Origin of the sequence: Novipirellula caenicola, from assembly GCF_039545035.1 — a bacterium.
GTDB classification, from domain to species: domain Bacteria; phylum Planctomycetota; class Planctomycetia; order Pirellulales; family Pirellulaceae; genus Novipirellula; species Novipirellula caenicola.
The window spans coordinates 50804-62965 of record NZ_BAABRO010000024.1; the positions used below are offsets into that span (position 1 = coordinate 50804).

At 55.9% G+C, this 12162-nt stretch carries 9 protein-coding genes; 6 read left to right on the forward strand and 3 right to left on the reverse strand.

Features of this window, described 5'->3' with window-relative positions; all coding sequences use genetic code 11:
• Positions 1-308: 308 nt before the first annotated feature.
• Complete coding sequence (locus ABEA92_RS27865; RefSeq protein ID WP_345688528.1) at positions 309-1496, reverse strand: GIY-YIG nuclease family protein; 1188 nt, start codon at positions 1494-1496, stop codon at positions 309-311.
• A gap of 175 nt (positions 1497-1671) precedes the next feature.
• Entirely contained in the window at positions 1672-2673 is a 1002-nt protein-coding gene (locus tag ABEA92_RS27870; RefSeq protein WP_345688530.1) for a Gfo/Idh/MocA family protein, read from the reverse strand.
• Between the two features lie 220 nt (positions 2674-2893).
• On the opposite strand from ABEA92_RS27870, the gene ABEA92_RS27875 reads away from it, so the two are divergent.
• The 6 genes from ABEA92_RS27875 (at position 2894) to rnc (ending at position 10408) form a co-directional block, all read left to right on the forward strand.
• On the forward strand, positions 2894-4159 hold the full coding sequence (locus ABEA92_RS27875) for an outer membrane protein assembly factor BamB family protein (RefSeq protein ID WP_345688532.1): 1266 nt from the start codon (positions 2894-2896) through the stop codon (positions 4157-4159).
• A 20-nt stretch (positions 4160-4179) separates the two neighbouring features.
• Positions 4180-4707, forward strand: coding sequence for a hypothetical protein (locus ABEA92_RS27880; protein WP_345688534.1), 528 nt, complete (start codon positions 4180-4182; stop codon positions 4705-4707).
• Positions 4704-6212, forward strand: coding sequence for a radical SAM protein (locus tag ABEA92_RS27885; protein WP_345688536.1), 1509 nt, complete (start codon positions 4704-4706; stop codon positions 6210-6212). Before ABEA92_RS27880 ends, ABEA92_RS27885 begins: the two co-directional genes overlap by 4 nt.
• Positions 6213-6452: 240 nt before the next feature.
• A complete protein-coding gene (locus tag ABEA92_RS27890; RefSeq protein ID WP_345688538.1) occupies positions 6453-7208 on the forward strand; it encodes a prolipoprotein diacylglyceryl transferase in 756 nt (251 codons plus the stop codon).
• Between the two features lie 121 nt (positions 7209-7329).
• Positions 7330-9066, forward strand: a complete 1737-nt coding sequence (locus ABEA92_RS27895; protein WP_345688540.1) for an alkaline phosphatase — start codon at positions 7330-7332, stop codon at positions 9064-9066.
• Positions 9067-9610: 544 nt separating this feature from the next.
• Positions 9611-10408 (forward strand): ribonuclease III, encoded by a 798-nt coding sequence (gene rnc / locus ABEA92_RS27900; RefSeq protein ID WP_345688542.1) that lies wholly within the window; start codon positions 9611-9613, stop codon positions 10406-10408.
• 67 nt (positions 10409-10475) lie between these two features.
• Here the strand turns inward: rnc and ABEA92_RS27905 are convergent, their stop codons facing one another.
• Positions 10476-11822, reverse strand: coding sequence for a tetratricopeptide repeat protein (locus tag ABEA92_RS27905; protein ID WP_345688544.1), 1347 nt, complete (start codon positions 11820-11822; stop codon positions 10476-10478).
• Positions 11823-12162: the final 340 nt, after the last annotated feature.

Below are 12162 nucleotides of genomic sequence, written 5' to 3' on the forward strand. Positions count from 1 at the left end.
TGAACGAGTGTTTCGCAAAAAGTTTAGTCACGAAGTGACGTCACGTAGTAGCCCCGGACGTCAGTCCGGGGTTTGGGAAACCAAAGCGAACCAAGTCGCAACGCGACGACAGGAAACGCGGATGTATGCATGAAGGCCCGCCAGGAATCGACACCTGTCGTCGCTTTGCGACTTGGGGTGTAGGTTCGGCGTCGCCCCCGGACTAGCGTCCGGGGCTATCAACTGCCGTCGCTATCGCGACTAACAATCGAAACAAAACTTGCGCAGCAATCATTTCCACGTCATACCGAGTTTTAGCAGACCAACGCCTATCCCACTTTCTTCAGCACCGCTCGGTACTTGCGGCCGGCTTGTTCGGGCAGGAACGTCCGCTGCCGCTCGGCGCGGTTCTTGCGGAACCAGGTCGCGACCAGGTTTAGCGTGTGAGGATACGCGCCGTGGCCGCGATCGATCGAGTTCGCGGTGATCGCTTTCCAGTGCTCAAGCGTCGGTTTCATCCGCGCGTACTGCTCTGCATTCTTAGGGGCCGCCGCCACGGCCGCCAATTCGCCTCCGTGGATCAAATACCACGTGTGACAGCCATCGTAACCGGCCACTGGATAGATAAAGGTATAGTCGCGGCGTGCCTTGGCAAGCATCGCTAGTTTGCGATGCACGTACTTGACCGATGCCAGCGTCTCGTAGGCTCGCCCTGCCAACTCGTACTGCTGATTCGCCGCAGCGTTTTCCATTTGGTCTTGCAGCGCCACGATCGGCTCGTCATTGAACCCTTCGAGAAAACTTTGAGCTGCGTTGACTTGCGTCTGGTAGGCGTCGCCGGTACAGGCGGCTGCACAGGGGCCCAAGCAGGTATTCAGTTCAAGTCGCAAACAACCGGGACGATGTTCAAGATCGAACAACTGCAATTGCTCGGCAAAATGAAACACTTGTTGTTGGCTGCAATCTCGCAAGCGAAACACTTTGTTGAGCGCATCGATCGCTCGCTGCATCCGTTTGGCACCGTAAAAAGGCCCTTCGACGCCAACACAATCTTGCGGTGGCTTGGCCGCTAAAAAGAAATAGGGGGCTGGCACGCGGCCCAGACACAGATAGACGGGGCGTTGACGCTTTGGCACCCCTTGGACGTTCCAGCGAGGTGAGAAACGGCGAATCAATTGCTGTTCACGAACCAACGCGGCAAAATCACTCGGTTGGGTTTCCCACTGAATCGCTCGCGTGTTCTCGATGATGCGACCGCCCTTTTCGTCCTTGTTCGAATCGGCAAAGTAGCTGAGCAATCGCGAACGCAGCGATTTGCTCTTGCCGACATAGATCAAGTCGCCTTTGCGGCTGAGCATCCCATACACGCCGGGAACTTGCGGACAGGTCTGCACGATTTGATCGCGAATCTCTCGCTTGGTCTGGCCCCCGACCGCTTCGATCCCGCGCGGCGGGTGCGGATTAAGTGAATCGATGCCAAAACCAAATGCGGGCTGATCGGGCCAAATTGCCTCCATGCTGTCTGCCGTCCTTGGAATGAGTGAGGGATTGCTTTTTGAAAATCGCGCGTCGCGAAATCATTATGCCGCAATCCCGGCAATCGCCCAAGCAGCAAAACAGCCTGGCAATTTGAATTTGACAGGAGATTTAGAGTGCTAGCAAAACCGTCGTGCCGTTCCGAATCGCGGTCGCTTAGAGCTGCATTTCGACGATCGAAAGCGCGTCGGCAGCCGTTTTTGCATCTAGGATTGGCGAGACGTCCGAGCCAGCGACCGCGTTGGCTGCAGCGTCAATCTCTTCGACAAAACCGGCAATCGGGTCTCCATCGCCGAGTGTGGGCCGCTCAACCGAACCATCTGCATTCATGATCGTTAGCGGAATCGATGCGGTGCTGCCGTCGGCATAGGCGGCGAATTCAAACTGTAGCGTCGCCTTTTCGAAGCTGACTTCGTAACCGTGCGTGAATCCGCGCGCGGGTGAATCGATCACACCTCCGCCGGCCGACACGACCAATGACGGATCTTCGAACTGGAACACGGTTTCGTAGAACTTGGGGGTGCCGTCTTTGCATTGCTTGGCACACGAAGCTGCGGCGGGCATCCCGAACAGTAAGCGGATCAGATGCGCGTCGTGGACCTGCAAATCGACGAGCGGCCCGCCCACTTTTTCTCGATCATAAAAATCAGGAATCCAATCGGGCGGGCTGATCGTGCGTTTGAAACGACCGGCAATGGGTTTGCCCCAGCGACCGTCGCTTGCGGCATCGACCAATATTTTGAACTCGGGCATGAACGGCAAAATATGAGCAACCATCAATTGCCCCGGTTTTGCTTCGGCGGCGAGTGCTTGGGCGGTCGCCGCGTCTAGCGCGAGCGGTTTTTCACAAAGCACTCGTTTGCCACTTTGAAAACAGCGGCGGATGGCATCGGCGTGCAGATGCGGTGGCAGACAGACGTCGATCAAATCGATCGAATCGTCCGCTAACATTTCGTCCAACGATTCAACGACGTTTAACGAGCTGACATCGATTTGTTCTCCTGGCGGGCCAAAGTTTCCCTTGATCTCTCGCCAATCCCCACTGCGTTTCTTGGGGTCGCGGCTGGCAAACGCAACCAACTCGGCCTGGGTCGATCGCTGATAAGCCAAGTAATGGATCCAGCCCATGAATCCGACGCCCAAAATTCCAGCGCGCATTGAAATCTCCGAAAATCTTGATGAATGACGGCAACGAATGTTTCTAACTTTTGTTTGTTCGAGGCGTGATTGTAACGCAAAATCGTCTGCCGCAGGCCCCACCACGTTCAGCTGTCGGGATCGATGCATTAAACTGAGCGTCACCAATCACCACGACCGTCGACTTCCTATTTTTTCGAATCGCGGCTTTTCGAATCGCGGTGCCGTTTCAGAGGAAAAAATGAAACACGTTCTGCTTCTACTCTCGATGCTATGTCTCGTTTCACTGTGCCCCCAGGACGGTGCGGCACAGGATTGGGCACAATGGCGAGGTCCCGATGCCAACAACCATGCCGCCACGGACATCAAACTGCCGTTCCGCTGGGACGTTTCCACCGCAAGCGATGTTGCATGGCGAACCAGAATTCCAGGGCGAGGACACTCGACACCGATTGTGGTCGAAGATTCAATTTTCCTGACCACCGCTGATGTCGCCAAGCAAACACAAAGCTTGTTGAAACTGAATCGATCCGATGGACGAATGATGGACCAATGGGTAATCCATCGCGGCACGCTGCCAGAACGTATTCATCCACACAACTCGCACGCATCGCCAAGCCCCGCATTTGACGGCACGCGGATCTACGTTGCCTTTCACACCGACGACGCCATCTGGGTCACCGCCTTGACCACCGAAGGACGTGAAGTGTGGCAGCGGAAGGTGAGCAACTTTGCACCCGAGGCGTTTCAGTTCGGGTACGGAGCCAGTCCGATTATCGAAGACGATCTTGTGATCGTCGCAGCGGAGTACGATGGAGAGGACAGCGGACTCTATGCGTTGGACTCGCGTACCGGCAAACCCGTCTGGAAGACCGCCCGTCCCAAAAATTTGAATTTCGCTTCACCGATCGTGACAACGCTTTCTGGACGACGACAAATTCTGCTGGCCGGTGCGGACAAAATTTGTGCTTACAACCCACGCGATGGCAAAGAGCTGTGGAGTGTCGACACCGCGACCGAAGCCATTTGCGGCACTGTGGTTTGGGATGACCAACAACACATCATGGTCAGCGGCGGCAACCCGAAATCGGGGACATGGTGCGTTAGCGGCAAAGGCAACCACAACGTGTTATGGGAGAATCCCGTACAATGCTACGAACAGTCCCTGTTGGCGATCCCCGGCTATGTGTTCGGTGCAGCCGATAACGGCGTGTTGTATTGCTGGCGGACGCATGACGGAACCGAAATGTGGAAAGCGAGACTGTTCGGCGGTGGCATCAGCGCGTCGCCGCTGCTGGTCGGGGACAAGATTTATATCGCAAGCGAAGCGGGAATGATCTATGTCGTCGCGGCAACGCCCAATCGATTTGATTTGTTGTCCGAAAATCCATCGGGCGATTCGATCTTTGCCACGCCGGTGGCCATCGACGACCGCTTGTTGATTCGAACCGGAATCGGGGTTGGCGACGACCGTAACGAGTATCTGATTGCGATCGGTAAGAAATAATACGGCAAAGCGATTCCATTATGGAAAATCCCTATCAACCGCCTGTCGAAACCGAAGAAGCGACCGCACCAACGACGCTGCCTGTAGATGGGCCCGTTAGGTTTGCCGGAGGCTTGACCGCGGTCGGGGCAGTCGGAGCGATCGGGGGAACTCTGCTACTGGCCATTGCATCAACCGGCGTCGCGATCGGCAATTACCCAGGCATGTTGATTCTGTTGCTCGGTGTGCTGGGGTTTGCATCGTTGTGGGGCGTCGTTTCGCTGCTGCGAGGCGTAACCATCACCATGCCATGGAAATTGGTATTGCCGCTGCTGCTGACGCCGATTGTGTTTGTCTTGTTTGTCCCGGTTTGCACCGCCGGTGGTTTTGTTGCAATGATGACCATCGGCAACGCCGGCTATGGCCCATCGATGGTCGGGGTTAGCATCACGGTGATCGGCAGCTTCACATTAACCATCATCAGCATCGCGACCATGATACGATCTCGCTATGCCGCCCGTGCTCGCGAAGACGCCGCGATCGCTCGACGCGAGAGTACCCGCGAATGAAAAACCGATCCGTTACCTCGCTTGGCAAATCCGCGATCGCGGCGATCGATCCTCGACCGCGTGCTGACCATGTCATGATCGGAACCACCGATTCGCTGTGTCCTGAATGCATGACCGTGGTCCCCGCGAAAATCATCACGCGAGGTCAACGCGTTTACTTTCGCAAAAAATGCCCGCAACATGGTGTGCGAGAGGATTTCGTTTGCAGTGACGCTTCCTGGTGGGATCGCGACGAAGGGCACACGGCATCGGTTTTGCCGCTGGTCCGATCCACGGATGCCGCCAAGGGATGCCCGCATGACTGCGGGCTATGCGAGGAACATGAACAACACACTTGTATCGGATTGGTGGAACTGACCGACCGTTGCAATCTGAGTTGTCCGATGTGTTTCGCATCAAGCGGGCCGTCCGGAAAGGACCACTCGCTTGACGACATCATTGCCTCGTTGGATCGGTTGATCGAGTGTGAAGGACACGCCGAGGTGTGCCAATTATCCGGCGGCGAACCCACGCTTCACCCGCAGTTTGAACGAGTCGTGGACGAGGCACTCGCTCGGCCGATTGATTATGTGATGATCAACACCAACGGATTGCGACTCGCCAAAGACGCGGCGCTCGTCGAGCGATTGGCAAAGAACCGAGATCGTATCGAAATCTATTTCCAGTGGGATGGGCTGGATCGCGAGTTGGTTCGCCGCGTGCGTGGCGAAGACGTGATCGATGCCAAACGCCGTGCCCTGGACCGATTAGGCGACGCGGATTTGAATGTCACGTTGGTCTCCACGCTGACATCGCCGCTCGACGAACACTTCTACCGCGATCTATGGGCCGAAGCGCTGGGGCGGCCGAACGTGACCGGGCTTAGCTTGCAGCCGGCGACGCTGAGCGGCCGCCACTGGCTGCCCGCCGATTTAGAGGACCGCGTCACGTTTCCAGACGTGATCCAAGGATTGGCCAAGGCCAGCGGAGGCATGATTCGCGAGCACGACTTCACGCCGCTGCCCTGCGCCCATCCGAACTGTCATCAAATCATGTTGGCGGCACGAGACGGAGACCGCTTGGCAGCACTCAATCAAATCGCACCGGTTGCCGACAACCTTGACTTGATCGCCGGTGGCATCAGCTTTACACCCGAGCGTTCCCAACAGCTTGTCCGTTTGTTTCTGGAGCGAATGTCACACTGTGGAAGCGATTGCGGATGTGCGGACGTCGTTTCGCTCGGTCCAACCATCTCGCCATCCTCAACGCCATCCGCCCCATTGTCCGCAAACATGGATCCGGTGCTCGATCGCTTCTTCGCCCGCGTGCTGGCGCAACAAGCTACCGCCAAAGACCTGATGCGAGTCACGATCACGAGTTTTCTTGATGCCTACAACTTTGACGTTCGCCAACTGATGAAATGTTGTACGCATCACGTTTTGCCAAGCGGTCACATGGTGCCGTTCTGTGCGTACAACACGTTGTACCGCCCCGGCCATTTGAAGCTTCCACCGCTGAAACCATGAGTGATAAACAAGCGACTGCCCGACGGCGTCACCCACCTGGTTCAAAGACCTCGCTTAACGACACTTACGATTTGAATAGGACAAGGCAGACGAGTGGTCTGTCCCTGTTGAATCTTGCCTGTTGAATCTTAGGGTAGTGCTACCCCCATTTTGAACTCTCTGCGATCTCATGCATTCGACTGAGATGCAAGCGTCGATTACCGTTCATCTAAAACGACCTCCCTTCCTTCGTTACCTTTAATGTTTCAATCTCGAATCGCCTACGCTGTTTGCATGGGGTTAGCTGCGGTGATCGCAACCTACTGGATCCGTCGTCGCCAACGGTCCATGAACCTGGATACCATGCAGCGAATCGGGATTCTGGTTGGCGGACTGGTGGGCGCGACCGTCGGGGCAAAGCTGCCATTCCTGTTGGCGGGCACCTTTGCCGGAGGCAACCCGTTGGACCTGTGGTTCAGCGATGGGAAAACGGTGTTATGGGGTTTGGCCGGCGGCTATCTAGGAGTCGAGTTTGCCAAATGGACCTTTTACGTACGCGTTTCGACCGGTGACTCATTTGTCATTCCGATTGCCATTGCAATCGCAATCGGCCGCATCGGATGCTTGCTGTATGGATGTTGCTACGGCATCGCCACCAACCAACAATGGGGAATGCGATTTCCGACAGCCGATGACGGTGGATTGCTGCTGCGGCATCCAGCCCAGCTGTACGAGTTCGCGTTCCACATCGCGTTTGCCTGTGCGGCGTATTACGGAATCCGCCAGCAAAAAGCGATGCGGCACTGGATGCTGCTGTATTTGATCGCCTATGCCTCGTTCCGTTTTATCAGCGAGTCATGGCGTCCCGAACTACGGCTGGCGGGTGGATTGACCTTCTATCAATGGAGCAGTGTGGGGATCGGCATCGGCTTTTCCGCTCTACTTTTGTGGCGTTTGCGTGTTGAAAAAATGACGATTCGGTTAAACAACGATCCCGAATCGAAGTTTGGGATCTGACAAACCATCCATTCACAGGTATTGTGTGCGAAAAACAGTCTAAGTTGAGGCGGCGCTGTTTTGCTCGGCTGCCATCACAACCTTCACTCTCAACGACTTTCACTCTGACCCCAGCTGAATCATGCGATTTTTCTCGTTGCCCGTTTGCTTTGCCTTGATCGCAGCGTCCAGTGCCGGAGCGATTCCAACGTGTTGCGGCAAGGATTCTGCGGCGACGGTCGCCGTCACCGCCGAGGCATCACCAAAATCGTCCTCGCAACCTCGCGCGACCAATCCGGCATTGCCGCGTGTGGACACAATGCGTGAACTGCAATCCGAAGCGATCAAAAAACAATCAGCCGACTGGGGACACTGGGGACACATTCCAAGCCGCTACAGCACTTGGCTAAACCATAGCAACCGGTTGATCCCAATCTATACGTTTGGCATCACGCTTGATCCGCTTCGTGAAGAAGGCAGTGTGTACAGCGACCCGGCACGTTTGGAAAAATTGTATGGCAAGGTTCCTACCAACACCGTCAATCCGACCGCAGCCTACTTTGACCAAACCGACGTTTATCGGTTGCAAAAGAAAGCCATCGAGCAGGGACGCAAAAACATCATCCTGTTCGTATTCGACGGTATGGATTGGCAAACCACACGAGCGGCAGCGATCTACAAATCAGGACGGGTCGGTTACGACACCGGACGTGGCGATGTTTTGTCGTTTCAAAATTACCGTGGTACTAAAACCGACTTCGGATACTTCTGTACCAGCCCTCGACTCGGGGGCACCAAATTCGATGTCAATTCGCAAGTCGTGCTTGGCGGCGGCAAAGATGCCTCGGGAGGCTTCAATGTCAAACGCGGCGGCGCCTACCCTTGGCTCGAACAAAGCAACAGCGATTACCTTTTGGGGCTGGATCGCAGCGAACCGCACAGCGTCACGGACTCAGCCGCATCGGCGGTCAGCATGACCGCAGGCGTTAAAACCTATAACGGATCGATCAACTACACCGTCGATGGCGAACATATCGTCCCGATTGCTCGTGAACTGCAGCCGCAAGGCTTTCAGATCGGTGTCGTCACCAACGTGCCGCTAAGCCATGCGACTCCGGGGGCAGCCTATGCAAACAACGTGGCTCGCTATGACTACCAAGACATTGCCCGCGACATGGTGGGATTGCGATCGGCGTCCCATCGCGACCACCCACTCCAGGGCATCGACGTGATCATTAGCGGTGGTTGGGGCGAAGGCAAAGACAAGGACGCCGCGCAGGGCGACAACTTTGCTCAAGGCAATCCCTACTTTCATCAAACCGATCTGCACGCCATCGATCGCAAAAACGGTGGCAAGTACACGGTGGCCCAGCGAACCAGTGGTGTCGCCGGACGTGCGGGATTGATGCAGGGGGCCGACGAAGCGATTCGCCAAGGCACTCGGTTTCTTGGATTCTATGGCGCGACTGGCGGCCACTTGCCATTTCAAACGGCTGACGGCGGTTTCAATCCCACCTTTGATGCAAAGGGAACCGAATCGTATTCGCAGGCCGATATCGACGAGAACCCGACGCTTGCGGATATGGCCGAAGCGGCCTTAAAAATCCTGGAAAAATCCGAAACGGGATTCTGGTTGATGGTCGAAGCCGGAGACGTCGATTGGGCTAACCATGCCAACAACTTGGACAACAGTATCGGTGCGGTCCTGAGCGGCGAAGCGGCCTTCGAAAGGATCGTCGATTGGGTCGAGCGGACCCAGGGCTGGGACGACACCGCCATCATCGTGACCTCGGATCACGGCCATTTCTTGGTCATCGACGACGCCGAAGTGATCGCCGAAGCGGGCCGCGAGGATCGCCAAGCGGTTTCGACACCGTGATTTTTCGCGGCGATCGCATCGGTGATCCCCCCAACACGGATGCCTCGTAACCACGACTCAGCCGCAAAAATCTCGCTCCTTTGACGAGTTTCGCGATGTCTGCTGCGGTCACCGGACTTTTTTCCGCTGGTCAAGCCGAGTACCACTAGGTAGACTGGGCCAGTTCGTCACACACCGGTGCTTGAGTCCATTTTGAAGATCATCGCCCTACGGCTTTGACCCAAAATGCTTGAATTCAATCACCGGCGTGTGACAGAGAGTAGTCCGCCATTCCAATCAGCGTCGAACGAGACCTGCGCCGGAATGCCAATTTCAGCATCGATTTGCTGGGGGCGAGGGGCAGGTCGCACAAGTCCGATTGAACGAATTTAACGAATTTAACGAAGGCCTCGGGCAGCCGATGTCGGGGACGAGCGTGGCTCGTCTAAAAAACCGAACTCGAATTTACCCCGCGGCAAGATCAAGTTCACTTCGGTCTTTGCCTCGCTGCGGTGATTGGAACCGGTGTTTGGAACCAATGTCACACAGCAAACAGGGTGTATCCGTGAATTCATCGGAGTTTGATTCCGTTTCCGATGCCGCTGAAATCAACCTTGTCGATGACCTCGAAGGTGTCGACGGAGGCGATCAAGCATCGAAGCTGAGACTTTGCCAGGAAATCATCGACTATCGTTTCAAAGACGAATCGTTGCTGTTATCCGCTTTGACGCATGCCTCGGGCGCTTCCCACCGGCTCGAAAGCAACGAACGGCTCGAGTTTCTCGGCGATTCGGTTCTCGGATTGACCGTCTGCCACTGGTTGTACGAGGAATACCCCGAATACAACGAAGGCGATTTGACCAAGATCAAATCGTATGTCGTCAGCCGACGTTCGTGTGGCAAGATCGCCTGTGCCCTCGGACTGGATCGCTGCTTGATCGTCGGACGAGGCGTGACTCGCAATCGCAGCTTTCCCAAGTCGTTGGTCAGCGATGTTTTTGAAGCCATCGTCGCGGCGGTCTATCTAGATGGCGGTCCCGAAGTGATTCGCGAACGGCTGAAAAAATGGCTGGCCGATGAGGTCCGCGTCGCAGTCGAAAGCCAAGGCGCAAGCAACTTCAAAAGCACACTGCAACAATACGCACAGCGAGAGCTTTCGAGCACTCCCGTTTATCGGATGATCCGCGAAACGGGGCCCGATCACCGCAAAGCGTTCTTGATTTCAGCGGTGATCGAAGACCGTAGCTTTCCCGCCGCTTGGGGTAACAACAAAAAGGATGCCGAGCAACGCGCGGCATCCAATGCGTTGGCGGAACTACACGATCTGTCCGTGCCGTATCCGCAAGACGAAATGCATGATTAGTGAGCGATCCGCTAGCTAACGATCCACAGGCGAACGATCAGTTATCGAACGCCCCACAGTCGAACGATCAGTGCGATTCAGGGAACTGAAAACCGTGAGGCAACTGGAACCCCGAGCCGCTTGGCGAACTCGCTTCGCTGTCGGCTGGTTTTTCTGCCGCTGGCTGAACCGGCTTGGCCGCTGGTTTAGCAGCCGCTCCAGGCGTGGTGGGCCATGTGCCTGGCGTTGTCTCGGCTGTCGCCTTTGGATTGACACTTAGCGTGGCCGGCTGAAAACTAGGCGTCGAATAGCTTGGCACCGCTGGCGATGCGGGCGTGGTCGCTGCAGCATTCGGGTTGCCGGTTGCTGTGGACGGTGCCCAAGTTGTCGCCGCCGGGCGATAGCTGACCGCCGCAGCAGGAACATCAGCATTGGCCCGAGCCGCGATGCTGGCCGCTGCATCAGTGGTGCCGTTTGCCGGAGCACCAGCCGCTTGCGCGACCGAGGCTTGGGTTTGAGGCGGCTGAGCTGCGATCTTTTCGACAGGGGCTTGAGCAGGATTCACGCCTCGCGACGCATCGATCTGTGCAAGCATTTCGCGTGAGCGTTCGACGGCCTTCTTGACGGCCGCGTCGCTGGCACCTTGAGCGTCAAATTTGAGCGTTTCCGACAAGAAGCCGCGAGCTTCGTTCATTTGCCCCTTGCTGTAGTGCAAGTAGGCCATGTTGAAGTTAGCAACGGCCGGCTTGTTGTTCTGCATCAATACCTGCAACGCCTCTTGCTTCTTGTTGGATTCAAACAAGACGCTTGCCAAGTTGTTGGCGTAACGGGATGTCCCCGGAGCCAGTTCGAGCGATTTGGCAATCATCTTTGCCGCTTCGTCATGGTTTCCGGTCTTGCTGAGGGTTAACCCCAGATCGTTGTACAGTGCCGCATCACCAGGACTTTGCTTGATGGCAAGCTGGAAGTACTCAGTCGCTTTGGCATGATTGCCTTGGCGGAAATGAAGTCGCGCGATACTGGTCAACGCGGCGCTATCATTAGGCGTTTTTTCCAACGCCTTGTTGTAGCTTTCCATTGCCTTTTGAAAGTTGCCGGTCGATTCCCAAAGTTGCCCATTGGCGACAAGCACTTCAGGACCCACGGTGGCAGGTTCATCGGTCAAACGCAGTGGATCGGTATCCGAAGTCTCGGCGGCATCCTTTGCCGAATCACGTCGGAAGACGCCTGCGATCGCGTCGGTCGTTTTGCCGATCGCGTTCTTGGCCGAAACGCCAACCGCACTGACTTGGTCCTTGGCACCGGTCGCGGTTGAAGCGATCGACTCGGTCATCGAAGGCTGGTCGGCCTTTGGCGCATCGATCGTGGCTCGCGAAAACGGGTTCATCGACGCAAACGTCGGCCGTTGGTTCGAGCATCCCGTCGAGAAGCTCACGGCTGAACCGGCAATAAGCGAGAAGAGCAGTGCGCGTTGAATTTTTGTTGATCGTTTCACGAGAAATTCTCCCGAAGGCATGCCGTTGAAGTCCTCGAATAGCAGTAGAGACTTCAGAATGGTCTGGGCAAGCAAATTTGCGGTTTAATCGAATGGTTCCGTTTTTAGGGATCGACCCGGATCCCCCGGTAACTTGACTGCGTTTAGCAATTTGCTGAAAAGACAATAAAAAAGACGAACTTCCTGTAAAGAAAGTCCGTCTTTCGATTGAACGCTAGCATCGCTGAAGCCGTTTTGGGGCTCGCCTTGGTTGCTAGCAAGACGTGTTGGCTTGCAAGCA

Coding starts and splice junctions, on each gene's coding strand:
- ABEA92_RS27865 (WP_345688528.1), bottom strand. CDS start 1,496: ATGGAGGCAATTTGGCCCGATCAGCCCGCATTTGGTTTTGGCATCGAT.
- ABEA92_RS27870 (WP_345688530.1), bottom strand. CDS start 2,673: ATGCGCGCTGGAATTTTGGGCGTCGGATTCATGGGCTGGATCCATTAC.
- ABEA92_RS27875 (WP_345688532.1), top strand. CDS start 2,894: ATGAAACACGTTCTGCTTCTACTCTCGATGCTATGTCTCGTTTCACTG.
- ABEA92_RS27880 (WP_345688534.1), top strand. CDS start 4,180: ATGGAAAATCCCTATCAACCGCCTGTCGAAACCGAAGAAGCGACCGCA.
- ABEA92_RS27885 (WP_345688536.1), top strand. CDS start 4,704: ATGAAAAACCGATCCGTTACCTCGCTTGGCAAATCCGCGATCGCGGCG.
- ABEA92_RS27890 (WP_345688538.1), top strand. CDS start 6,453: ATGTTTCAATCTCGAATCGCCTACGCTGTTTGCATGGGGTTAGCTGCG.
- ABEA92_RS27895 (WP_345688540.1), top strand. CDS start 7,330: ATGCGATTTTTCTCGTTGCCCGTTTGCTTTGCCTTGATCGCAGCGTCC.